This is a genomic window from Streptomyces sp. NPDC058240, assembly GCF_042882135.1.
In the GTDB taxonomy this organism is placed as follows: domain Bacteria; phylum Actinomycetota; class Actinomycetes; order Streptomycetales; family Streptomycetaceae; genus Streptomyces.
Window position 1 is genome coordinate 435,914 of the sequence record NZ_JBHVWT010000002.1, and the last position, 23,472, is coordinate 459,385.

The 23,472-nt window shown below is 70.1% G+C and carries 20 protein-coding genes, 4 tRNA genes and 1 other RNA gene; 8 read left to right on the forward strand and 17 right to left on the reverse strand.

Annotation, left to right across the window (positions count from 1 at the left end):
* Window positions 1–91 precede the first annotated feature (91 nt).
* From ACFVX4_RS07225 to ACFVX4_RS07245, 5 genes are all read right to left on the reverse strand, one after another.
* The gene (locus ACFVX4_RS07225; RefSeq protein WP_389972746.1) at window positions 92–778 is read right to left on the reverse strand and encodes a Crp/Fnr family transcriptional regulator; all 687 of its coding nucleotides are present in this window, start codon (window positions 776–778) and stop codon (window positions 92–94) included.
* A 187-nt stretch (window positions 779–965) separates the two neighbouring features.
* Window positions 966–1,859 (reverse strand): phosphorothioated DNA-binding restriction endonuclease, encoded by an 894-nt coding sequence (locus ACFVX4_RS07230; RefSeq protein ID WP_389972748.1) that lies wholly within the window; start codon window positions 1,857–1,859, stop codon window positions 966–968.
* A 538-nt stretch (window positions 1,860–2,397) separates the two neighbouring features.
* On the reverse strand, window positions 2,398–2,946 hold the full coding sequence (locus ACFVX4_RS07235) for a class IV adenylate cyclase (protein WP_389972750.1): 549 nt from the start codon (window positions 2,944–2,946) through the stop codon (window positions 2,398–2,400).
* 28 nt (window positions 2,947–2,974) lie between these two features.
* Window positions 2,975–4,069, reverse strand: a complete 1,095-nt coding sequence (locus ACFVX4_RS07240) for a radical SAM protein (protein ID WP_389972752.1) — start codon at window positions 4,067–4,069, stop codon at window positions 2,975–2,977.
* A 441-nt stretch (window positions 4,070–4,510) separates the two neighbouring features.
* Window positions 4,511–4,936 (reverse strand): ATP-binding protein, encoded by a 426-nt coding sequence (locus ACFVX4_RS07245; RefSeq protein ID WP_389972754.1) that lies wholly within the window; start codon window positions 4,934–4,936, stop codon window positions 4,511–4,513.
* Between the two features lie 158 nt (window positions 4,937–5,094).
* On the opposite strand from ACFVX4_RS07245, the gene ACFVX4_RS07250 reads away from it, so the two are divergent.
* Window positions 5,095–6,423 carry a helix-turn-helix domain-containing protein gene (locus ACFVX4_RS07250; protein ID WP_389972756.1) on the forward strand — a complete coding sequence of 443 codons (1,329 nt, stop codon included), beginning with the start codon at window positions 5,095–5,097 and terminating at the stop codon, window positions 6,421–6,423.
* Here the strand turns inward: ACFVX4_RS07250 and ACFVX4_RS07255 are convergent.
* From ACFVX4_RS07255 to ACFVX4_RS07270, 4 genes are all read right to left on the reverse strand, one after another.
* Entirely contained in the window at window positions 6,420–6,962 is a 543-nt protein-coding gene (locus ACFVX4_RS07255; protein WP_389972758.1) for an NUDIX hydrolase, read from the reverse strand. The two genes, ACFVX4_RS07250 and ACFVX4_RS07255, sit on opposite strands and share 4 nt — an antisense overlap.
* 637 nt (window positions 6,963–7,599) lie before the next feature.
* Entirely contained in the window at window positions 7,600–7,770 is a 171-nt protein-coding gene (locus tag ACFVX4_RS07260) for a hypothetical protein (protein WP_389972760.1), read from the reverse strand.
* Between the two features lie 6 nt (window positions 7,771–7,776).
* A protein-coding gene (locus ACFVX4_RS07265) for an IS3 family transposase (protein WP_389972762.1) occupies window positions 7,777–8,957 on the reverse strand; the annotation gives its coding sequence in 2 pieces (ribosomal slippage) (window positions 7,777–8,690 and window positions 8,690–8,957; 1,182 coding nt in all).
* A gap of 395 nt (window positions 8,958–9,352) precedes the next feature.
* Window positions 9,353–9,440 (reverse strand) — tRNA-Ser (locus ACFVX4_RS07270).
* Between the two features lie 142 nt (window positions 9,441–9,582).
* Between ACFVX4_RS07270 and ffs the strand changes: the two genes are divergently transcribed.
* From ffs to ACFVX4_RS07300, 6 genes are all read left to right on the forward strand, one after another.
* Window positions 9,583–9,679: signal recognition particle sRNA small type (gene ffs / locus ACFVX4_RS07275), an RNA gene on the forward strand.
* 166 nt (window positions 9,680–9,845) lie between these two features.
* Window positions 9,846–12,059 carry a DNA polymerase III subunit gamma and tau gene (locus ACFVX4_RS07280; protein ID WP_389972764.1) on the forward strand — a complete coding sequence of 738 codons (2,214 nt, stop codon included), beginning with the start codon at window positions 9,846–9,848 and terminating at the stop codon, window positions 12,057–12,059.
* 101 nt (window positions 12,060–12,160) lie between these two features.
* Window positions 12,161–13,411 (forward strand): phosphoribosylamine--glycine ligase, encoded by a 1,251-nt coding sequence (gene purD / locus ACFVX4_RS07285; protein WP_389972766.1) that lies wholly within the window; start codon window positions 12,161–12,163, stop codon window positions 13,409–13,411.
* Window positions 13,412–13,726: 315 nt separating this feature from the next.
* Entirely contained in the window at window positions 13,727–15,517 is a 1,791-nt protein-coding gene (locus tag ACFVX4_RS07290) for a hypothetical protein (RefSeq protein ID WP_389972768.1), read from the forward strand.
* 220 nt (window positions 15,518–15,737) lie between these two features.
* Window positions 15,738–17,201: a N,N-dimethylformamidase beta subunit family domain-containing protein gene (locus ACFVX4_RS07295; RefSeq protein WP_389972770.1), complete on the forward strand. Its 1,464-nt coding sequence runs from the start codon at window positions 15,738–15,740 to the stop codon at window positions 17,199–17,201.
* Window positions 17,202–17,385: 184 nt separating this feature from the next.
* A complete protein-coding gene (locus tag ACFVX4_RS07300; RefSeq protein ID WP_266416499.1) occupies window positions 17,386–18,300 on the forward strand; it encodes a phosphoribosylaminoimidazolesuccinocarboxamide synthase in 915 nt (304 codons plus the stop codon).
* A 62-nt stretch (window positions 18,301–18,362) separates the two neighbouring features.
* Here the strand turns inward: ACFVX4_RS07300 and ACFVX4_RS07305 are convergent.
* The 5 genes from ACFVX4_RS07305 to ACFVX4_RS07325 all read right to left on the reverse strand — a co-directional run bounded on the left by ACFVX4_RS07305 (window position 18,363) and on the right by ACFVX4_RS07325 (window position 22,093).
* Window positions 18,363–18,435: transfer RNA gene (locus ACFVX4_RS07305), tRNA-Gly, on the reverse strand.
* 22 nt (window positions 18,436–18,457) lie between these two features.
* Window positions 18,458–19,069, reverse strand: a complete 612-nt coding sequence (locus ACFVX4_RS07310) for a response regulator (RefSeq protein WP_389972772.1) — start codon at window positions 19,067–19,069, stop codon at window positions 18,458–18,460.
* The gene (locus ACFVX4_RS07315) at window positions 19,066–20,391 is read right to left on the reverse strand and encodes a sensor histidine kinase (RefSeq protein WP_389972952.1); all 1,326 of its coding nucleotides are present in this window, start codon (window positions 20,389–20,391) and stop codon (window positions 19,066–19,068) included. The genes ACFVX4_RS07310 and ACFVX4_RS07315 overlap by 4 nt, the downstream gene beginning before the upstream one ends.
* Window positions 20,392–20,408: 17 nt before the next feature.
* On the reverse strand, window positions 20,409–21,200 hold the full coding sequence (locus tag ACFVX4_RS07320; RefSeq protein WP_389972774.1) for an ABC transporter permease: 792 nt from the start codon (window positions 21,198–21,200) through the stop codon (window positions 20,409–20,411).
* On the reverse strand, window positions 21,200–22,093 hold the full coding sequence (locus ACFVX4_RS07325; RefSeq protein ID WP_389972776.1) for an ABC transporter ATP-binding protein: 894 nt from the start codon (window positions 22,091–22,093) through the stop codon (window positions 21,200–21,202). Before ACFVX4_RS07325 ends, ACFVX4_RS07320 begins: the two co-directional genes overlap by 1 nt.
* A gap of 64 nt (window positions 22,094–22,157) precedes the next feature.
* On the opposite strand from ACFVX4_RS07325, the gene ACFVX4_RS07330 reads away from it, so the two are divergent.
* On the forward strand, window positions 22,158–22,334 hold the full coding sequence (locus ACFVX4_RS07330; RefSeq protein WP_389972778.1) for a hypothetical protein: 177 nt from the start codon (window positions 22,158–22,160) through the stop codon (window positions 22,332–22,334).
* Window positions 22,335–22,452: 118 nt separating this feature from the next.
* Here ACFVX4_RS07330 and ACFVX4_RS07335 read toward each other — a convergent pair.
* From ACFVX4_RS07335 to ACFVX4_RS07345, 3 genes are all read right to left on the reverse strand, one after another.
* A tRNA-Gly gene (locus ACFVX4_RS07335) sits at window positions 22,453–22,525 on the reverse strand.
* 98 nt (window positions 22,526–22,623) lie between these two features.
* A tRNA-Gly gene (locus tag ACFVX4_RS07340) sits at window positions 22,624–22,695 on the reverse strand.
* A 161-nt stretch (window positions 22,696–22,856) separates the two neighbouring features.
* Window positions 22,857–23,192 (reverse strand): Lsr2 family protein, encoded by a 336-nt coding sequence (locus ACFVX4_RS07345; protein ID WP_385331307.1) that lies wholly within the window; start codon window positions 23,190–23,192, stop codon window positions 22,857–22,859.
* Between the last annotated feature and the right edge of the window lie 280 nt (window positions 23,193–23,472).

A 23,472-nucleotide genomic window follows, 5' to 3' on the forward strand; every position in this document is an offset into this window, starting at 1 on the left:
GCCGGCTGATTCGAGGTTCCGTCGGTTCCGTCCGCCCGACTGCACAGCGCAGGGCAGTCCGCGGGTGTCCCACGTCACAGCGTGGGCTCGCTCACCGGGCCGGGGGCGGCGAGAAGGACGCTGCGGGCGTGGCTCCCGGGCCGGTCATCGCCCAGTCGCGCAGCGTCTTCATGTCCTTGATGACGATCGTTCTGCGGGCCGTCTCCACCGCCCCGGACTCGCGCAGCCGTCGCAGTCCGGTGATGGCCGCGTTGCGGGTGACTCCGGTCGCCTGGGCGATCTCCTCCTGGCTCAGGCCGGTCAGCCGTACGACCTCCGATTCGCTTCCCGGCGCGGTGAGTTCGACCAGTCTCAGGAGTGCCCGCGCCAGCCGGGCGACCAGCGGAAGGGTCAGCAGTTCGGTGCGGTGTGCGTCGGATTCCCGCAGCCGGGAGAGAGCCTGGCGCATCAAGTCCATGACGAGCCCGCGCTGTTCGATGAACCGGCGGAACCGCTCGGCCTCCAGCACGACGGCCGTGCAGGGGGTGAGCGCGACCACTTCCGCCGTGCGCGTGGTGCCGTGGAAGACGGACACCTCGCCCAGCAGGTCACCCGGCCCCCGGAAGGCCAGCCAGGTCACGGCCCCGCCCGGCTCCCGGCACACGACCTTGGCGAGCCCGTCGGTGAGGGCGAGCAGGTGTGTCCCCGCGGACCCCTGCCTCAGCATCACACTGCGCTCGCGAAAGGTGCGGGTCGCCCCCTGGCCCCGTAGCTCGCGCCAAGTCTCGTCCGAAAGCACCCGTCGCCTTCCCCGTGCGCCCCGTACGCGGCCCAGCCCTGCCCCGTACGCGACCTCCTGAGCCGCCCGCCTCCATGAGTTCTACGTCGCCCCGACCGTTTCCACCGCGATTCGGGCGACCTTGTCCGATAGGCGACCTTGTCCGATAACGGCTGTCGCCCGAGCACGGGCACGCGGGGCCGGACGATCACGCCCCGGAGGCAGGGCGCGGGACGCCGTGGAAGACCTGCCTGGTGTGCCAGGACCGGTGGCACGCCGCGATCGGGCTCGTGCCCGGCTGGGGGCCGGTCAAGGGTCGGCCCGCCAGCGCTGTCACGTGCTCGCGGGCCGCCGGGCTTCGCCCGACGAACTCCTGCGACACCAGGATGCGGTGGCCCTCGCCGACGCCGAGGGCGCCCTTGTCGAACAGCTTGTGATGCAGTGCGCACAGGCACAGCCCGTTGTCGACGTCGTCCGGACCGTCGAACGCCCACCAGCGCACGTGCGCGGCCTCCAACCCGACCGGCACCGCGCCGATTCTTCCGTCGTAGCCGCAGAAGGCGCACTGGTACTCGTAGGCGGTCAGCACCATCTCCCGCATCCGCCGGTCTCGTTGCCGCCGCCCGGCCGGGAGCGGTCCGGACTCCACCGGCTCCAGCTCCAGCCCCACCGCCTCGCGCAGTTCGCCGTGGAGCGACGGCGGGAAGTGCTGATCGAGCAGCACCCGGGCGATCCGGCCGAGCAGCGACGGCTCACGTCGCAGGGCTGCCCGCAGCTCCGGCACCAACCGCCCCGCCGCGCCCGTCGCCCGCAGCTCCAGCACCCCGGTGCCGGGACTGCCGGGCCCCCGATCGGTACGTACTTCCCACACCCCGTCGCTGACCAGATGGTGGAAGGGGTAGGCGGGCGTTGTCCTGTTGGCCGGCCCGTACCCGGCGAGCAGCCGCTTCAGATCCTTCTCCACCACGCTGTACCGCAACTCGCCGTCGGCATCCTCCCGGAACCGGCCGAGGGCGTACAGGAGCAACAGGGGCTTGTGCGGAGCCCGTATCCCGTTCCCGGTCCATTGCCTCAGCTTCGCCGCGCGCTCGAGCCAGTCCATGACCGGCGATCGTAGCGACGTCACCGGGAGGGGAGCGGGCAGCCGACCGCGACGGGGAAGGGCGACACAAGCAACGTCGAAGGGCCCCGCAGCAAGCTGCGGGGCCCTTCGACGTATTGCCCGGTGAGAGCAATGGCGGAGGATACGAGATTCGAACTCGTGAGGGGTTGCCTCCAACACGCTTTCCAAATGTTCGTCTGGGGGGTCGGGGGTGTGCGGGAGCGTTCTGACCAGCGGCGCGGATGTTGGCCGGTGGGCTTGCGAACGGTCCTGGACGGAGGTGAATGAGACCACAACTGAGACCACGGCCAGCGAGCATTGCCTGCACAGCACCGTGATTCATCAGATCTGGCCAAGGGTGTCCTGTCGGCTGTCACGCGCTGGCCGGCCGCCCCGCTGATCGTGGGGTTTGTGGGGGGGTAGAATCTGCGAAATTCTCGGTGAAGTGGTTGTGCTGGACGACAGTGTCCGTTCGGCGAGCGCTCAAGCAAGTGGGCCGTCCCCCTTCAAGGACGACGGCCCACACGTTGCATATCAGTTACGCCGTGAAGAGCAGCGTTGGCTCGGCGAGGATGTCCCGGTCCAGCTCGCTCTTGTAGATGAGGTCGATGCTGCCGTAGCGGGCCTGTTCGTAGTCGAAGCCAAGTGCGGCCACCGCCTTGCGGACCGATTCTTCCGACGGACCTTCGATCTCGATGAAAGTGGGGAGATCGGGCCAGGTGTCGAGGTCGTAGGTGATGTCGCCGAGCTGCCACTCTTCCCGGTAGTTCTGCTGGTACCGGACCTGGTGCAGCCCGAGGGCACCGAGAAGTTCGGCTGTCTTGTCGAGGTCGTTGACCTCGATCTCGATCTCGGTGGTGCCGTTGATGGTGGTGGCGTCGCTGACCTGCTTCAGGGTGAGGGTCTTCTTGCCTCCCTCGTCCCTCAGCCGGAGCCACTGTTCGCCTTGGACCGCGTCGTTCTCGAAGATGAACCGGGTGAACATGGTCTTGTCGAAGGCTCGTTGTGCACCGGCGCTGCGGAGTTGGTCGCGTACTGCGTCGACGTCGATGCTGAGGAATTTCGCCTCGTACTCGTGCTGGGCCATCGTTGTCTGTGCTCCTAGTGATCGGTTTCTAGGCGGTCAGGTCTCGGAGGTCGCTCTCCCGTAATCTGACGACCTCGTCGCAGGTGTCGCCGGCTACGAACTCTTCCACGGGTAGGCAGAGGTCCATGCGCTGTATGCAGACTCCGACGTGAAAACGGCCCGTCGAGTCTCGGTACAAGCGCACCCCGTAGTAGCCCTCCTCGCAGTCGGTGGCGTTGTTGAAGCGACAGTTGGCGCAGGTTGTCGGCAGCCTCACCGGCCGGATGTGCTTGATGATGAGCGGACGGCCGTCGGGCAGCCGGTAGGACATGCGGAAGCCCGAGGTGCCCGCGATGAGGCGGACTTCTTCGAGTTCGGCGCCGAGCTCGTCGAGCAGGATGTCGATGGCGTTCAGGGACTCGTTGCCGTCCGCCAGCGAGGAGAGGATCCGGACGGACAGGGAGGGGGAGTATTTGGCGAGGAGGCGGTGAACCCGCGGCACATGGTCTCGGTGCGGCAGGACGATGTTCGCGCGTGCGTCCACTCCGAGCTTCACGGCGAGTCTGATCGACTCGTCCAATGCTGCGATCTTGCGCTCAGCCAGGGCCTTGTTCCGGTACCGGACGTGCTGCACCTGTGCCAGCTCTTCGGGAGTCGTTCCGAAGACGGAGAAGTTGACGTGCCCAAGCCCGGCTGAGGCGCAACTTGACAGTATCCGGGCCCCGTTCTCACCGTTCGAGGTGATGCTTACCGCGTATCCGGCTTCTCTGGCCGTGGCGACGATCTCGGGAAGCCGGGGGTGGAGGGTCGGCTCGCCTCCGGTCAGGTGGACCTCGTCGAAGCCGAGGGCGTTCCGGAGCTGTTCCAGTGCGTGGCGGAACGACTCGTCCGGGAAAACAGGCGCACTGAGAAAGCCTGCGCCGTTGGTGGCCACGTAGATCGATACGCGTCCGGAGCTGCCTGAGTCGGTGAACAGGTCGGCCGCGTGGGTCCGGTTGTCCACGCTGACGGGGGTGCCTTCGTTGTGGCAGAAGGTGCAGGTCATCCCACAGGAGTCGATGACCTTAACTCTGAGGGTGCGGTCGGTGGTGACCGTGATCGGGACCGCGTGGTGGATGTTCTCCAGGGCTGGGTGCTGAATCACTCGGCGTACCTCATGTCGGGTCGAAGCGGATCGCGGCACGCGGCGCGCATGGCGCGTCCGTGCTGCTGCCAGGGCGGACCGCGTGGCTGGGGTCACGGTCGGTGGGTGCGGAGCGGTGGGTGGCCCTCCGTCGGCTGCCGAGCTCGCTCATAGGCAGCCGACGGAGGGGGAGGGTCCGCCCCTGGTGGGCACGGGGGAGCCGACCCGCGGTGCGGGTACTCGCCTGGGGCGGACCGGTCTATGGAGTCGGTGCCGTTGCGAGGGCCAGACCGACGACCAAGCCGCACGATGCGCTGACGCCGATGATGAAGAGGACTCCGGCGTAGCGGCCGATGACGCGCATCATGGCTGTCGCCTCCCGCCGGCGGCCAGCCCCAGGGCTGGTCTCCACGGGGCGATAGCTCGTGCGCGTGCTGCGGGACGCACTTGTGTGGGGCCCTCTCATCGTGATCCTTGGGATGCGCGCAGCATGTGGGCCCAGACCGTCTTGCCGGTCGGTTTGCGCGCGTGGTGGCCGACTCGTACGGCCAGGGCGCTGACGAGCGGCAGCCCACGACCGTGTTCCTCATCAGCCGTAAGACGCAGTGCCATCGGAGTGCAGGGGCTGCCGTCCGATACCTCGATCAAGCAGCTGTGGTCCGTCGAGGTCAGAGAGACTTCGAGGAGATGCCCGGGGACATGTCCGTGTAGCACGGCGTTCGTCGCGAGCTCGCTGGAGACCAGGACGATCCGGTCGATGTCGTCGAGTACGTATCCCCACTTGCTGAGGGTCTTCTCCACCTGGCGCCGGACGAGGGAGATGCATGCGGCGGTCGAGCTGAACTGCATGTGCCATCTCTCGGCGGTCTGCTGGTCGTGCGTGGCCATCGCGTACATCGCGTCCCTTCATCGCGGGCGGTTGGAGGACCAGCTCACCGCGAAGGGCCATCACGTAATCAGGTCACGGTGATTACCCAACGTGGGTAATATCCAGAGCGGCTGACCAACCGCCAGACGCCACCGCCTGATGCGGCAGAGGAGCGCATGTGCCCGGACCCCAGCCTCATCAGGGACTTCCGCCCGAGCTGCTCGCGAACCCCGAGTGGCAACGCGCCTGTCAGAAGCGCGACTTCGCGAAGGTGTTTCACCTCGTGAGGACAAAGGCGGGCATCTACCCGTCCCGCGTGGCCGCCTTGTGCGGCATGACACCGAGCCGGGTCGGGGAAATCATGTCGGGGCGGCGCGGACTCGCCCACATCGATGTGATCGAGCGGGTCGCCGACGGCCTTCGTATCCCCGGCGCCATGCTCGGGCTTGCCCACAGGCCCTGGGAAATCCCGTCCCCCGCGACGTCGCGAGACCGCCTTCCGAGCCGTTCGGCGCAGACATACGAGACCTTCGCCGACACTGAGCGGGAAACTGACGCCGAATCCCGCAGCGATTTCGACGACTTGCTGACGCTCGCCGATGGAAGGGTGACGCGATCGACGCTCCTCGCCCTGCGGTCATCGGTCGAGGACTACTGGCGCCGTGACGACGAACACGGCGGCGCTTCCCTGCGTCCTGCTGTCGTAGGGCACCTTCGATACGTGACGCAGATGATGTGCAGCGTCCGCGCCCCTCTGCGCCGCGATCTTCAGTCACTTGCGGCAGAGCTCGCTCGCCTCGCGGGGTGGGCCTACTTCGATGCCCGCCAGTACAGCACCGCGCGCACCCACTTCGCCCAGGCGCTGCGGCTTTCGCACGGGCAGGACGACTATCTTTTCATGGCCAACGTCCTGTCCTGCATGAGCCTGCAGGCAACGTACGACGGACAGCCCGTCGATGCGGTGGCACTGGCCTGCAAGGCCCAGGACAGCGCCCGAGCCGTCGGCGGGCAACCACTGGTGATGTCGATGCTCCACATGCGGGAAGCCTTCGCCCACGCCACGCTCCGCGACGCCGCCTCCTGTCACCAGGCCATCGGACGTTCCCGGGACGCATACGAGCAGGCCCGTGGTCAGGAAGGCGAGGCGCCTTCCTGGGTCCGCTACTTCGATGAGACGAAACTGATCGTCGACACGGGGATCGCGCTCGCCAAGCTGGGCGAGTCAGAGCGGGCCGAGCCGCTGATTGCCGAGGGCCTTCGGCGGGAAACAGGCGCCCAGCAGCGTGGCCGTGCCTTCCACGCCTTCTGGCTGGCTACGGCCCAACTCCAGCAGGGCAAGCTGGATGCCGCGTGCCACAGTGCCGGGCTCGCCCTGGACCTCAGCGCGTCACTCGACTCACCCCGCGTCGCTGGCCACGTCCACGAGTTCCACCAGCACCTCGCCCCCTACGCTCGCGAGACGCCGGTGATCGCGTTCGAGCAGCGCATGCGCGAAGCGCTCGGCTAGCTTGCGGCACTCGTGGCGTCGTCCAGCAGGAGGTACAGCAGCCCGACGAGGCTTCCGCTGCTGACCACCTCGCGACGGTCGATCATGCCGCGAATCTCGGACATCGGGATCCACTCGATGCGGTCCGACTCGTTCAACTCCGTCGGCGGGCCGACATAGGCGGAAGCCTCAGCGCGGAAGACGTGATGTTCCGAGTCGGTGATGCCATTCGCCGGCTGCGCGTACGCCAGAGGCTTCAGGCCCTCCACCCGCCAGCCGGTCTCCTCCTCCACCTCACGAGCCGCAGCCTGTTCCGGGGTCTCGTCGGCCTCGATCAGGCCCATCGGCAGCTCCCAGCCCCACGTGTCCGTGATGAACCGGTGGCGCCACATCATCAGCACCCGCTTCTGCTCATCCACCACGGCGGCGACAGCAAGATGCCGCATCCGGACCACGTGGTGCTCCCACCGCCGACCGTCCGGCTGCTGGACATCCACGAGCCAGAGATTGACCCACGGGTTGTCATAGATCTGGCGCTCGCCATGAACCGTCCACTGCATGAGCCAACTCCCTTTCGCCTCTGTGCAGCTCCCAGAATGTCACTTGGACGAGAAGCCGTCTGCCCCGTCAACGATTTCCGGCCCGGTACTCGCGTGATCCGGCCGAAGCCGCCGTGGCCCGGACTCGCCGGAGGGGTATTCGTCTGGCGGTTCCGTGTACGGGAGTGTTCGGACCTGAGGCGGAACCGGGGCGGGTGGGGCTTCTGAACGGTGCGGTACGCCGGTGAATACAACCATTGATCAGCGAGTTCTGCCTGGTCACCACCTCACTCGGCTGCTGCTCGTTCGCTCATTGTTCGTGTGTGGAGGGCGGTTCAGGGAGCGTGGTCTGCCGCGCCACGGGTGGCTCGCGTCGGCCTGCAAGTAGTTCCCAGGGTTCCACAACCCTGGGAACCCCCGCGACGCGGACAGCCCCGGTCGCGAGCGATAAGTGGCCCGCCCGTAAGTCACCTTGAGCGGAAAGACCGAAGCCGCTCGATCGGGCTGCGCAACATTGTCGGCGGCGTTTGAACCGATCCAAGCGCCGCCGACAACAGGAGAAGTGGTCCGTCACGGAGCACGGGGCCAGCCATGGAGTGGTCGGCCCCTTCAGCTCAGTGCGCTGCCCGTCGTCTGGGCTCATTGCAAGGGTTCGGTGTCAGCTGATCCAGATGCCCAGGGGTGAGATCCGGGCTGCGAGGCGTTGGCCCGCGTTGCTGACTGGGGTCGACCAGGACACGTCGGTGATCTGGCAGCCGAAGTCGTCGGCGAGTGCTTGAACGAGCGTGGCGCCGATGCCTTGGGGGGCCTTCCCCGTGATCGTGGACACCGGTTGTCATGCGGCGGTGGCCAGCGTAGTTGATCGCTGTTCGTAGGTGATCGGGCTGATCTGGCCGAGGCGGGAGTGCCGTCGGCGGGTGTTGTAGCGGGTCGCCCGGCGGAAGACCGCGAGGCGGGCCTCACTGGCCCCGTTCCACCGCTTGCGGCCCTGGAGCGTCTCGCGCTTCATGGTCGCGTTCAGACTCTCCGCGGCGGCGTTGTCCGCACTTGTGCCGACCGCGCCGCGCGATCTGGTCACACCCAGCTCCGAGCAGACCTGGGCGAACTCCTTCGACACATATTGCGCCCCGTTGTCGCTGTGAAATATCGCCCCGCGCAGACCGTCCCCGCCGCGGGCCCTCGCTGCGGCCCTAAGCGCGTCGGTGACCAGCGAGGTCCGCATGTGGTCGGCGATCGACCAGCCCGTCAGGCGTTTCGAGCACAGGTCCAACACCGTTGCCAGATAAAGGAATTGGCCGTTGCCGACGGAGAGATAGGTTATGTCGCCCACGTACTTGGTGTTCGGCACCTGGGCGGTGAAGTCCCGCTGGAGCAGGTCCGGAACCGGCGTCGCCGACGGCTCGGGAATGGTCGTGCGGACCTTCTTGCGCAGGTGCAGCCCGACGATGCGGAACGTGCGCATGACGCGCTCGACCCGCTTGTGATTGACCCGCCAACCGGAGTCCTTCAGCTCGGCGGTGACGCGCGGGACCCCGTAGGTACCGTCCGATTCCTGATGGATCCGGTTGATGTGCTCGGCGAGCTCGACGTCCGCCTGGGCCCGGCTGGCCCGCGCGTCCGCGCCGGCCAGCCACCGGTAGAAGCCGGACCGCGAGACCGTGAGTATCCGGCACAGCCGCTTGACGCCGAAGGCGCCACGATGATCGTCGACGAACTGGAAGCGGCTGCTCACCAGCTGGTCTCGGCCGCAAAATACTTCGCGGCCCTCCGCAGGATCTCCCGCTCGAGCTCGAGTTCCTTGACCCGGGCCCGCAGCTGCCGGTTCTCCTTCTCCATCGCGGTGGCCTCCACCGCCCCGGGACGGGCAGCCTGCTCGGCATCCCGCACCCACGTGCGCAGCGTCTCGTGGTTGATGCCCAGGTCCTTGGCCACCGACGCGTACGTCCCACCCGGGCTCGAGTGGTACAGCGCGACGGCATCAGCCCGGAACTCAGGCGAGTACTTCGACGTCCCCAACGGGAACTCCTGTCCTATGGATCATCACGATCCAATGATCAGGGTGTCCACGATCAAGGGGAAACGCCCGTCTGTGAGGCTGTGGTCATGTGCCGCGGGCGTACCAAGCAGACCTGCCGGGGTAGCGAATCGTCGGCGCATCGCTGTAGCCGGACGCGTGGTCGTGCTGGAGGACGCCCCCTCCTTCCCTCTGCCGAGACCGCGGACGTCGAGAGCCCGGACGCGGCGGTGAACCCAAACTGCAGCCATTCTGCCGCAAGGGGTCAAAGTGGATCAGACGTTCGGGCGAGACCAACGCGCGTGGAGGCTAACTGAGACCAAAACTGAGACCACCAACGTCGAAGGGCCCCACTGCAAGCAGCGGGGCCCTTCGACGTATTGCCCGGTGAGAGCAATGGCGGAGGATACGAGATTCGAACTCGTGAGGGGTTGCCCCCAACACGCTTTCCAAGCGTGCGCCCTAGGCCACTAGGCGAATCCTCCGCGGCAAACAATACAAGACGTTGAGGAGTGCTCGCGAACCCGTTCCCCCCGGACTTTGCTCGGACTCCCCTCGGACTCGTTCGCGCGGGGTCCGGGAGGCGGGGCAGTGGACCGGCAGGGGTGGGGATCGGCTAAGGTGGGCGTCAGCCCCTCACGTGGCGCTATCTGACTGAACTCCCCCAGGGCCGGAAGGCAGCAAGGGTAGGTCGGCTCTGGCGGGTGCGTGGGGGGCCCTTGTGTTTCCCGGGCCTGTTGCCTTCCCAGGCTTAGCTTCCCAGGCTTTCGCTTCCCAGGCTTTCGCTTCCCGGGCCTGCAGCTCCCGGGCCTGCGGTTCCCGGGGGGTGCGGGGCGGCGCTTCGCACGGTCCGGGGCCGGTTGTCGGTCCGCCCGGATAACCTCGTATGTGTGTCGTCCCTTGCGCTGTACCGCCGCTACCGCCCCGAGTCGTTCGCCGAGGTCATCGGGCAGGAGCATGTCACCGACCCGCTGCAGCAGGCGCTGCGGAACAACCGGGTCAATCACGCGTACCTGTTCAGCGGTCCGCGCGGCTGTGGCAAGACGACCAGCGCGCGCATCCTCGCCCGCTGTCTGAACTGCGAGCAGGGGCCGACGCCCACGCCGTGCGGGGAGTGCCAGTCCTGCCAGGACCTCGCGCGCAACGGGCCGGGGTCGATCGATGTCATCGAGATCGACGCCGCGTCGCACGGTGGCGTGGACGACGCCCGTGATCTGCGGGAGAAGGCGTTCTTCGGGCCCGCGTCGAGTCGTTACAAGATCTACATCATCGACGAGGCGCACATGGTCACGCCGGCGGGGTTCAACGCCCTGCTGAAGGTGGTCGAGGAGCCGCCGGAGCATCTGAAGTTCATCTTCGCCACGACCGAGCCCGAGAAGGTCATCGGCACCATCCGGTCGCGTACGCACCACTACCCGTTCCGTCTCGTGCCGCCGGGGACGCTGCGCGAATACCTCGCCGAGGTCTGCGGCAAGGAGAACAGCCCCGTCGAGGACGGCGTGCTGCCGCTCGTCGTGCGGGCCGGGGCCGGGTCAGTGCGTGACTCGATGTCGGTGATGGACCAGCTGCTGGCCGGCGCGGGCGACGACGGTGTGACATACGCCATGGCGACCTCGCTGCTCGGTTATACGGACGGCTCGCTGCTCGACTCGATCGTGGACGCCTTCGCGGCGGGCGACGGGGCCGCGGCGTTCGAGGTCGTGGACCGGGTGATCGAGGGCGGCAACGACCCGCGCCGCTTCGTCGCCGACCTCCTGGAGCGGCTGCGCGACCTGGTGATCCTGGCCGCTGTGCCGGACGCCGGGGAGAAGGGGCTGATCGATGCCCCCGCCGATGTCGTCGAGCGGATGCAGGCCCAGGCGTCCGTCTTCGGCGCCGCCGAGCTGAGCCGCGCCGCCGACCTGGTCAACGAAGGGCTCACGGAGATGCGCGGGGCGACCTCGCCGCGTCTCCAGGTCGAGCTGATCTGCGCCCGGGTGCTGCTGCCCGCGGCCTTCGACGACGAGCGTTCGCTGCAGGCCCGGCTCGACCGGCTGGAGCGGGGCGCTTCCTTCGCGACCACGGGCCCGGGGCCCGCCATGGGATACGTGCCCGGCCCGGAGGCGCCGACCCACGCGCCCGCGCCCGCCGTGCCCGCCGCACCTGTCGTGCAGCCCGGTGCGGGACCCGCCGCCGCGCGTGCGGCGGTACGGGGCGAAGCGCCCGCACCGGTCCAGGCCGCGCCGCCCGCCCCCGCCGCAGCACCGCCCGCGGCCTCCGCCGCCCCCGTGGTCCCGCAGCCGCCGGCCGAGGCCCCGGCTCCCGAGGGCGGTCAGCGTCCCGGTGCCTGGCCCACCGCGGCCGCGCCGGAATCGGGCCGACGCCCCGGTGGCTGGCCGACCGCTTCCGCCCCGGGCCAGTCGCCGGCCCCGCAGCCCGCTCCGGCCGCCGCGCCGGTCCAGCCCGCGCCCGCCGCACCGGTGCCTGCCGCCGCCGAGCCGGGTCCGGGCATGACCCAGGGCGCCGGCCAGGTGCGGAACATGTGGCCGGACATCCTGGAGGCGGTGAAGAACCGCCGCCGGTTCACCTGGATCCTGCTCAGCCAGAACGCCCAGGTCACCGGCTTCGACGGCAGCACCCTGCAGATCGGCTTCCTCAACGCGGGCGCGCGCGACAACTTCGCGAGCAGCGGCAGCGAGGACGTGCTGAGGCAGGCCCTCGCCGAGCGGTTCAACGCGCAGTGGAAGATCGAGGCCGTCGTCGACCCGTCGGGCGGCGCCGGCGCACCCCCGCAGACCGGCGGAGGCCGCCCCTCCGCCGCGCCGCCCATGCCGCAGCATCAGGCCCCCGCGCCCCAGCAGAGTTACGAGCCCCGGCCGGCCGCTTCTCCGCACCAGCAGCCGGGTCACCAGCAGCAGCCGGCTCACCAGCAACCGGGTGCCGCATCCGCCGCGGAGCCCGCACCGCGGTCGTACTCCGCGCCCGAGCCCCCGCGCGCGGTCGCGCCCGAGGACGACACCCCCGAGGCCGACGACCCGGACCTCGTCGACTCGGCGCTCTCCGGGCACGACCTGATCGTCCGCGAGCTGGGCGCCACGGTCGTCGAGGAATTCACCAACGAATAACGGACAGCGGGGGCGCCCGGGGCGTCCGCCACGGCTCCCGGGATGTCCACGGAGCGGCGTCCCGTCAAGGGCGCCACGCCCCGGCGGCTAGGCTGCACCCCGTGAAGGTCCTCGTCATCGGCGGCGGCGCCCGCGAACACGCCCTGTGCCGCTCTCTGTCCCTCGACCCCGACGTCACCGCTCTGTACTGCGCTCCCGGCAACGCCGGTATCGCGGAGGTGGCCGAACTGCACCCGGTCGACGCCCTCGACGGCGACGCCGTCGCGCGCCTCGCCACCGACCTGGGCGCCGAACTGGTGGTCGTCGGCCCGGAGGCGCCGCTCGTCGCCGGGGTCGCCGACGCCGTGCGCGCCGCGGGCATCCTCTGCTTCGGTCCCTCCGGCGAGGCGGCCCAGCTGGAGGGCTCCAAGGCGTTCGCCAAGGACGTGATGGCCGGTGCCGCCGTCCCGACCGCCCGTAGCTACGTCTGCACCACCCCGGCCGAGATCGACGCCGCTCTCGACGCCTTCGGCGCCCCGTACGTCGTCAAGGACGACGGTCTCGCCGCGGGCAAGGGCGTCGTCGTCACCGACGACGTCGAGGCGGCCCGTGCCCACGCCCTGGCCTGCGACCGCGTGGTCATCGAGGAGTTCCTCGACGGCCCCGAGGTGAGCCTCTTCGCGATCACGGACGGCACCACCGTGCTGCCGCTCCAGCCCGCGCAGGACTTCAAGCGCGCCCTGGACGACGACGAGGGCCCGAACACCGGCGGCATGGGCGCGTACTCCCCGCTCCCGTGGGCCGACCCCAAGCTGGTCGACGAGGTCATGGAGTCGGTGCTCCAGCCGACCGTCGACGAACTCCGCCGCCGCGGCACCCCGTTCTCCGGGCTGCTGTACGCGGGCCTCGCGATCACCTCGCGCGGCGTCCGGGTGATCGAGTTCAACGCCCGCTTCGGCGACCCCGAGACCCAGGTGGTCCTGGCCCGCCTGAAGACCCCGCTGGCCGGTGTCCTGCTCGGCTCCGCCAACGGCACGCTCGACCAGCTGCCCCCGCTCAAGTGGCGCGACGAGGCCGCCGTCACCGTGGTCATCGCCTCGCACAACTACCCGGGTACGCCGCGCACGGGCGACCCGATCGAAGGGCTCGACGACGTGGCGGCGCAGGATGCCCCGCACGCGTACGTCCTGCACGCGGGCACCAGGCGTGAGGGCGACACGATCGTCAGCGCGGGCGGCCGGGTGCTGTCCGTGACCGCGACCGGCAAGGACCTCGCGGGCGCCCGGGAGCGTGCTTACGCGGCGGCGGCCCGGATCCGGCTCGACGGCTCGCAGCTCCGTACGGACATTGCCCGGAAGGCCGCGGAGGGCTGAGACGGGCCGCGGGATGCGGGAGACCGGCCGCGGAGGGCCGAGACCGGCCTCCTGCATCCCCGCAGTCCCGCCGACGCGCCCCGACATGCCCCGACGCGCCGCTGCCTCAAGGACGGCGGCGCGTCAGCACCTTTGCCCAAAGCCATTCCATCGAGTGACGGCTGAGCCATCCGGATGACGCCTGCCGAGGCCCCAACTAGGGTGCGGCGCAAGCATTCCGGCACTTGGCCCACTGGCATTGCGATGTCGGTGACGGGTGCCACAGTGGGGGAGTGAGCAACACCGCCGCGGGGGCAGAGGGGGTGACGTCCGGCCGTGTCCGGTATCGGTACAAGTGAGGAGCTGGGTGCGCTGAGTGCGCGTGCCCGAGCTCACGCGCTGCTGCGCATCCGCGGCAGGGCGACAGCCGTGGCGATCCTGCCGGCGGCGGTGGCCGTCGTGCTGCTCGTGGCGGGTGCCCAGGGCCTGGCCGTGGGCAGCGGCTGGGACGCGGCGCGCTGGGTCGTGACGGCCTGCGCGGTCGTCGTGCTCCTGCTCGCCGCGGCCGTCGCGGTCGCGATCGTACGGGCGAGGCCGGCGGTCAGCCCGACCGTCCTGCTCCCGGAGAAGGCCGCCCCCGATCTCTATCGCCTGGTCAGGGACCTCGCCGACCGGCTCGGGGTCCCCGCGCCCTCGGCAATAGCTCTGACGCCCGACTGCGACAGCTGGCTGGAGGACCGCACCCACCCCTCGGCGCAGCCCGCGGCGGACACCGGCCCGGATCCGGCGGCGCATTCCGCGGCCCGGACCCGCCGCCGGGTCCAGGCGGCTCCGGTGCTGGTGATCGGATCGCCGTTCCTGTGGTGGATGCGGGTCGCGGAGCTACGGGCGGTGCTCGCCCCGGTCGTCGCGGGCACGGGCCCGTCCGCCCATCCCGACATAGCAGCGGCCCGCCGTTTCGTCCGGGGGCTCGACGGAGCGGTCGCCGACGCCGCCGCGCCCGTGCAGGGCCCGCTGGCCGGGGTGCGCAGAGTGCCCCGTGCCTTCGTCGGCCGGATCGCCAGGCTGCTGCTCCGCAGTTGTCGCAGCCATGCCGCGGAGATGGAGCGGAGCGTCGCCGCCGCCGCGTCGGTCCGTGCACAGGGTGTGGACTACGGTCTGCGGATCGTCGCCCAGGAGCAGGTCGGCCTCGCCTACGCGGGCTGGGACCGGCTGCTCACCCGGGTCGCCCTGCCCGCCTGGCGGATGGGCCGCTGGCCGTCCCGGCTGGACGCGGGCGTCGTGTCCGCCCTCACCGAGCTGTCCCGGCGCGACCGGCTCGCCGACGGATTCGCCTCGCGGCTCGGCGAGCGCCCCGCCTGCGATCTCCTGGAGGAGCCGGGTGCGGCCGACGAGGCGGCATCGCTGCTGGCGGCCCGGCTGTTCCACGGCGGCCCGGCCAGGTCGGGTCCGGACTGGTCGCCGGTCGACTGGCAGCAGTACCCGGAAGAGGTCGTCGACCGGAAGTGGCGCACCGAGGCCGCCCGCCTGCACCGCGTCCTCGACTCGATGAGCGCCGCGCCCGCCCCGGCAGCCGCGCCCGCCCCGGGCCCGGGTCCCGACGGCCTGGACGCCGCCCACGCCCCCTCCCGTCCCGCCTGCCCCATCGACGCGGGGGTGCCCACGCTGGCCCGTGTCGTCGACCATCTGGCAGGCCGGACCGGGGGCGGCGAGGCGCTCGCCGCCGGGATCAGCGCCGCGGTGGCCCGCGAGGAGGCGGCGGCCCAGCAGCACCGGGCCGGTGGCGCATCGCGCCCGGCGGGCGCCCCGGCCGCCGTCGGCGGGGACGCCCTGGACGTCTGGGGCCCCGACCCCCTCCCGCTCTTCCCGCTCCAGCCACCCCGCACGGCTACGGAGCTGCTCGCCGACCATGTCGCGGCGATGGTCTGCTGCGCGGCGGTGGACACGGCGGGCGCGGCGCCCGGCCTCGACTGGCTCGACGGTCCCGCGCTGCTGATCGACGGCGAGCGCCGGGCGGACCTGGGCAGTCCCGTCCTCAGCCTGGTCGAGGACGGGGACGCGGAACCGCTGCGGTCCTGGCTGGACTCGATCGGTGTACGAACCGACAAACCCGTCCGCCTCGTCTGAACCACCTGCCCCCGCCGCCACACCCCAACACCCGGAACGGTACGTTCCGTTCACGTCAATTCGCGACGAACGGTGACGGACTGCATGCGTTATGTGATGTGCTGGGGATTGACGCTGGCAGTCGGCGCACCACTGTTGGCGCACCGATGACGCATGACCACTGGCGATCGACCATCGGCCGTCGACTGTTGTCTCGGGGGACTTGAGGGAGGGAAACGGTATGGGGGCGGAGCAGATTCGACGTTGGGAGTCGGGTGCCCTCGCGCACGCCGTCTCCGACCCCTTCGGCCAGGGCCCCCTGCCCTGGCTGCGCGGCAGCGAGAACTACTTCGACGACACCGGGCACGTCGTCCCCTGGTACGCCGACCCCGCCCTGGCCCGCGGCTCCACCGACGGCGGCACGCGTACGGCCGACGACGTGCACCGCCAGATCAAGGGCTTCATCTCCACGGGCGCCGCGGCCCCCGGCGAGGCGATCGACTTCCACATCACCGTGGACCCGCCCCAGCAGTTCTCCGTGGACATCTACCGCATCGGCCACTACGGGGGCGATGGCGCCGCCCAGATCACCACGAGCCCCCGGCTCTCCGGCATCGTCCAGCCCGCGCCGCTCACCGCCGACCGCACGGTCTCCTGCCACCACTGGTGGCAGTCCTGGCGGCTGCAGATCCCGAGCTACTGGTCGATCGGCGCGTATGTCGCCGTGCTCACCACGGTGGACGGCTACCGCTCCCACATCCCGTTCACGGTCCGCGACGACCAGCCGGCCGATCTGCTGCTGGTCCTGCCGGACGTCACCTGGCAGGCGTACAACCTCTACCCGGAGGACGGCCGCACCGGCGCCAGCCTCTACCACGCCTGGGACGAGCAGGGCTGCCTCCTGGGCGAGGAGGACGCCGCGGTCACCGTCTCCTTCGACCGCCCCTACGCGGGCGCCGGTCTGCCGCTCCACGTCGGCCATGCCTACGACTTCATCCGCTGGGCCGAGCGGTACGGCTACGACATCGCGTACGCCGACACCCGTGATCTGCACGCGGGCCGGGTCGATCCGGCCCGCTACCGGGGCCTGGTCTTCCCCGGCCACGACGAGTACTGGTCGGTGCCCATGCGCCGTACGGTCGAACGCGCCCGGGACGGCGGCACCTCGCTGGTCTTCCTCTCCGCCAACACCATGTACTGGCAGGTCAGCCTCTCCCCGTCGCCGTCCGGCGTCCCGGACCGCCTGCTCACCTGCCGCAAGCGGCGCGGCCCGGGGAAGCCCGCCCTCTGGCGCGAGATCGACCGCCCCGAGCAGCAGCTCCTCGGAATCCAGTACGCGGGCCGGGTCCCCGATCCCCACCCCCTGGTCGTACGGAACGCCGAGCACTGGCTCTGGGAGGCGACGGGCGCGGGCGAGGGCGACGAGCTCGAAGGCCTGGTCGCGGGCGAGGCCGACCGCTACTTCCCGCGCATCGCACTCCCCGAGCACGAGAGCCGCATCCTGCTCGCCCACTCCCCGTACCTGGACAGCGAAGGCGTCAAGCGTCACCAGGAGACATCCGTGTACCGGGCCCCGTCCGGGGCGATCGTCTTCGCCTCGGGCACCTTCGCCTGGTCCCCGGCACTGGACCGCCCCGGCCATGTGGACCCCCGCATCCAGCGGGCCACCGCCAATCTCCTCGACCGCATCTGCAAGCGCAACTGAACCGCGCCCAGCCACTGCCGCCGAGCCGCACCCGGACCACCACGGCTGAACCGCGCCCGGACCACCGCGACCGAACCGCGCCCGGGGTCACGGCAGTCGGCGCCACGGACGCCCCCGCTCCACCTCACCGCACCCGATACGGGAGAATCGGAACGACTCCTGGATCAACCTACGCGGAGGCAGCGTGTCCGGATTTGTAGAAAAGCCCGAGCCAGTGCAGGTCCCGGGGCTCACCCACCTGCACACGGGCAAGGTGCGCGACCTGTACCGGAACGAGGCGGGCGACCTCGTCATGGTCGCCAGCGACCGCATGTCCGCGTACGACTGGGTCCTGCCGACCGAGATCCCCGACAAGGGCCGGGTGCTCACCCGGCTCTCGCTGTGGTGGTTCGACCAGCTCGCCGATCTCGTACCGAACCACGTCCTGTCCACGGAACTCCCCGCCGGAGCCCCCGCGGACTGGGCCGGACGCACCCTGATCTGCAAGTCGCTGCGGATGGTCCCGGTCGAGTGCGTCGCCCGCGGCTATCTCACCGGCTCCGGCCTCGTCGAGTACAAGGAGTCCCGCACGGTCTGCGGTCTCGCGCTGCCCGAGGGGCTCGTCGACGGCTCCGAGCTCCCGGCGCCGATCTTCACCCCCGCCACCAAGGCGGCCGTCGGTGACCACGACGAGAACGTGAGCTTCGAGGAGGTGGCCCGCCAGGTCGGCGCGGAGACCGCCGACCGGCTGCGCCGCACCACGCTGGACGTCTACGGCAGGGCACGTGACATCGCGCGCGAGCGCGGCATCATCCTCGCCGACACGAAGTTCGAGTTCGGTTTCGCTCCCACGGCCGACGGCGGCGAGGAGCTGATCATCGCGGACGAGGTGCTGACCCCGGACTCCTCGCGCTTCTGGCCCGCGGCCACCTGGGAGCCGGGCAGGGCCCAGCCCAGCTACGACAAGCAGTTCGTACGCGACTGGCTGACCTCACCGGCCTCCGGCTGGGACCGGAAGAGCGAGCAGCCGCCGCCCGCGCTGCCCCAGGAGGTCGTGGACGTCACCCGGGCGAAGTACCTGGAGGCGTACGAACTCCTCACCGGTACGCCCTGGCAGTAGGGCCTGCCGACGGAACACGAAGAAGCCCCCGGCCGGAAGGCCGGGGGCTTCTTGCTGAACCGAGCGGACGACCAGGTTCGAACTGGCGACCTCAACCTTGGCAAGGTTGCGCTCTACCAACTGAGCTACGTCCGCAAGCGCCGAAGCGCGAGGACCACTATACCCATCCGCGCTGCCGCGCGAGACGCACCGCGGCGTGGCGATTCTCCGCGCCGAGCTTCGAAGCGGCCGCGGAGAGGTAATTCCGTACGGTTCCCTGCGACAGCGAAGCCCGCGCGGCGATCTCCGCGACGGGCGCCCCGTCCGCCGCCAGCTCCAGCACCTCGGTCTCGCGCGCGGTCAGCGGCGAGTCCCCGGCGGAGATCGCGTCGGCCGCCAACTCCGGGTCCACATAACGGTTTCCGGCATGCACGGTGCGGATGATCTCGGCCAGCTGCCGGGCGCTGACGGTCTTCGGTACGAAGGCCCGCACGCCCGCCGCGAGTGCCCGCTTCAGGTGTCCGGGCAGGCCGTGACTCGTCACGATCATCGTCCGGCAGCCGGGCAGTTCGGCCCGCAGCGATGTGGCGACACTCACACCGTCGGCACCCGGCATCTCCAGATCGAGGACCGCCACATCGGGCCGGTGGGCCCGTGCCATGGCCAGCGCCTCGGGGCCGGTCGCAGCCTCCGCGACCACCACGAGATCGTCCTCCAGAGCCAGCAGCGCGGCCAGCGCGCCCCGGATCAGATGCTCGTCGTCGGCGAGCAGTACCCGTACGGCCGTCATCGTCGTTCCTCCTGAAGGGCGGGTGCCTCCCGGGCGGCAGGCGGCTTCTCATGGCGGGCCGAGGACGCCGTCGGCCCGAGCGGGATCGTCGCCGTGAGCCGGAACAGGCCGTTCCCCGCCGGGCCCGCGTCCAGCGAACCGTCGAGCACGCGAAGCCGCTCCCGCAGCCCGGCCAGCCCGGAGCCGCCCGGTCCGGAGCCGTCGTCCGCCCCGGAACTCCCGTCCGGTCCCGCGGCGGCCACCGCCACCCCGTCGTTCTCCACCCGCAGCACGACCTCGTCCGCCGAGGACCTGAGCCGGATCGTGCAGCGGCGCGGATCGCCGTGCCGCAGCACATTGGTCGCCGCCTCCCGCACGACCCAGCCGAGCGCCGACTGCACGGGCGCCGGCAGCGGGGCACCGGTGTCCCCCACCAGCTCGCACTCGATCCCGGCCGCACTCAGAACTCCCCGGGCACCGGCCAGTTCCGTACTCAGATCGGCCTCCCGGTATCCCCGTACGACATCCCGTACCTCCTGCTGGGAGGTGCGGGCGATCCGCTGCACCTCGACCATCTGGTCCACCGCTTCCGGCCTGCCGCGCTGTGCCAGCTCCACGGCCAGTTCGCTCTTCAGCGCGATCACGGCGAGATTGCGGCCCAGTACGTCGTGCAGGTCCCGCCCGAACCGCAGCCGCTCCTCGGCGACCGCGAGCCGGGCCTGGAGGTCGCGGGCCTCCTCGGCCTGCCACATCACGCCCAGGCTCCAGGCACTGGGCCGTACGGAGATCAGGACGAGCACGCAGCCGAAGAGCGTCGTCGGCACCACCCCGATCAGCGTCCCGCCCCGCACTCCGACCGCGGCGAGGACGCCGACGTTCAGCGCGGTGACGGCGAACGACTGGATCAGGAAGGTGCGGACCGGGGCCAGCAGGGTCTGCGTGATCGCGAACGCAATCGGTGCGTTCATGGCCATGAGGAGCAGCCCGTCGTCGTCGATCCCGTCCACCCCGGCCATCGTCGCCAGGAGCCCCAGGTTCACCAGCAGCAGTACCAGCGGTGTCAGCTGCCGCCGCCGGGGAAAGACGGCGGTGCCGAGGTAGTGCGCGTACGACAGATCCACGTTGCGGTTGCTCAGCAGGCACTGCACCAGGCTCACGAGCAGCAGGGCCACGCCCAGCGTGATCGGGAGCGGCTCATGGCGGATGTCCGACTTGAAGGGGGCCAGCTGCCACGACAGGGTGAAGATCCAGGGGATCACCGAGAGGGTCAGCCGCGTATAGAGATCGATCCGCTCCAGCTTGCTGCGCTTCTGCCAGCTGCGGCGCCAGCCCCGTACGAACACCGACACGGCTTCCTCCCTCAGCGTCGCGGATCCCAGCGGAACCGACATTGCACAGCAAACACGGCGAACGCGGTCCAGGCCAGTCCGGTCAGAGCGGCCACGAGCAGGTCGGAGCCGTCGGCACCGCCCAGCCAGCCCGTCCGGACGAGCGTCATCACCCCGGTCACCGGCAGCAGCTCGCACACGGACGCCATCGGGTCGGGCATGATCTCCAGCGGCACGAAGAGCCCCGAGCCCATCATCGAGATGAAGAACAGCGGGAGGGTGGTGAGCTGCGCCGTCTGCACGGTGCGGGTCACCGCGGAGGTGGCCGCCGCCAGCGCCGTCAGCAGCACCACGCCCAGCAGCAGGCCGGCCAGCAGCAGTTCGGGCCGCTGCGGCGCGGCGAGGCCGAAGAAGGCCGTCCCCGCCACCACGATCACCACGGTCTGCGCCAGCGCCAGCGCGACCGACGGCAGGGCGGTCCCGACGAGGATCTCCCGGTCGGTGACTTCGCCGGTGCGCAGTCGCTTCAGGACCAGGTCCTCGCGCCGCGCCACGTAGGCCGAGACCAGATTCATGTAGACGGCCTGGATCAGCACGATGCCGATGCCGCCGGTGAGCGCCGCCGCGGCGACGGTCAGGCCGGACCCGTCGAGGACGGACTGCTTGAGCGTCGACTTCACGGCCAGGACCATGGCGGCGGGCATCAGCAGCGCGACGAATACCGCCGTCCGGTTGCGGGCGAGCAGGGTGACTTCGGCGCGCCCGAGGGCGGTCAGCCGGCCCCGGAACGTCGTGGCCGTCGTGCCGGTCGTCATGGTCGTCATCACGCGGCCACCTTTTCGGACTCCGACGCGCTCTGCGCGATATCGAGAAACGCCTCTTCGAGCGAGGCCGACCGGGCATCGAGGCCGAGCAGCCGGACGTCCGACTCCCTCGCCCAGGTCAGCAGTTCGTCCAGGGACTCCTGCAGCCGATGGGTACGGATCTCGATCCGGCGGTCCTCGGCGGCGGCCCGCAGCCTCAGCGGAAGCCAGGCCGCCGGTACCCCCTCCGGCAGCTCGAACCGGATGTGGGCGGGGCGGGCGGCCGTCACCTCGGCGGTGGTGCCCGCCGTCACGATCCGCCCCCGGTGCATGATCGCCAGCCGGTCGGCGAGCGTCTCGGCCTCCTCCAGGTAATGCGTGGTGAGCAGCACGGTGGTGCCGCCGTCGCGCAGCTCGCGCACCAACGCCCAGGTGTCGCGCCGCCCTTCGGCGTCGAGCCCGGTGGTCGGTTCGTCCAGGAACAGCACCTCGGGCCGGCCGAGCAGGGCCAGCGCCAGGTCGAGGCGGCGCCGCTCACCGCCGGAGAGCTGTTTGACCCGCACCCGCGCCCGGTGGGTGAGCCCGACCAGGTCCAGCGTCTCACCGGTCGGGCGCGCGCCGCTGGTGCAGCCCGCCCACATCCGTACCGTCTCGGTGACCGTCAGGTCGGACGGGAACCCGCCCTCCTGGAGCATCACCCCGATCCGCGGCCGGACGGCGGCGCGCTCGCGGAACGGGTCGTGGCCGAGCACCCGCACCGTGCCGGCGTCGGGCCTGGCCAGGCCCTCCAGCAGTTCGACGGTGGAGGTCTTTCCGGCGCCGTTCGTACCGAGCAGAGCGAAGAGCTCGCCGCGCGCCACCGAGAAGGAGACACCGGCCACGGCCTCGAAGCCGCCCGCATAACGCCGCCGCACACCGTCCGCCTCGATCACCGCATCGGAGACGGAGACGGAGGCGGAAACGGAGGAGCGAGCGGAAGTGGAGACGGAAGCGGAAGCGGAGGCGGACGTGGTGGATGTGGCAGATGTGGTGGATGCCACAGCCCTGTCCGCAGCCCTGCCCACGTGGTCGCTTGGAATGTCGTCGCTGGTCATGCCTGAAGACTTCCGCCGGATCGGCGTCGAGATCAGTGCGAGCTGTCATCACTGCTCATGACAAACGTCATGGGACGAGGAGCGTGTGGGCCCGGAGAGGCCGGAGAGGCCGGAGAAAGCCGGTGGGAATACGACGAAGGCCCTGGTCGATATCGACCGGGGCCTTCATTTCGATCAAGAGCGGACGACGAGATTCGAACTCGCGACCCTCACCTTGGCAAGGTGATGCTCTACCAACTGAGCCACGTCCGCATTGCTGCCGCTCATTGTACTCCTCAAGAGGAGATCCATCGGGCGGTGCGAGCATCACTCTACCCGATCCACCGGAGTGGTCGATAAGAGCGATGCAGAGCGGGTGACAGGAATTGCACACTGCGCCTTCCCCCTGGAAGGGGGATGTTCTGCTACTGAACTACACCCGCACGCTGCGTGGGGTTCGGCTTTGCGGCCTTGCCCTTCGGCGTGCTCCAGACTTTAGCCGACCTGCGGGGGTGTTGCGCAAGTCGGTGCCCGCAGGGTGTCGTCGAAGGGGGCGCCAGCCGCTCTCGGCGGGTACCGCGGGCGGCCGGGTCCTGGCGGCCGGTCAACTCGCTTCGCGGAAAGCCTCGTAGACCTTCTTGGGGATCCGGCCGCGGGCCGGCACCTCCATCCGGTGGGAGCGGGCCCAGGCGCGCACGGCCGCCGGGTCGGGGGCGAGTGAAGTGTGCCGGTACGACACGGGAGTCTTGCCGTGCTTACTGGCATTTGTCTGCTTACGGCCTGCCGCCATGTACGGTGCGAGGGCCTTGCGGAGTTTCTTCGCATTGGACGGATTGAGGTCGATCTCGTACGACTTCCCGTCCAGGGCGAAGGTGACCGTTTCCGCTGCTGCTCCCCCGTCGATGTCGTCGGAGAGCGTGACCACTACGCGCTGAGCCACGGATATCGGTCCTTTCCTGCGGTATCGGCGCGTCTGGCGTGCGCTGATGCCGGCCTTCCGGCTGCTAGGCGGATACGGCGTCGACGGTTGCCGACTGTTTTGGGGCAATGCTGCATTCCCCGGTAATCATTTGTACAGCTATGGGTGCCGCATTGTGAAGCCCACCCAATTACCTCCGCGTGTCAGCCTTCTATGTGTGCTGCTGGTGAGGATTTTTTTTGCAGGACTTTCCCCGTGTGTTGTCACGTCCGATATCTGGGCGTGATCAAGGGATCTCGAT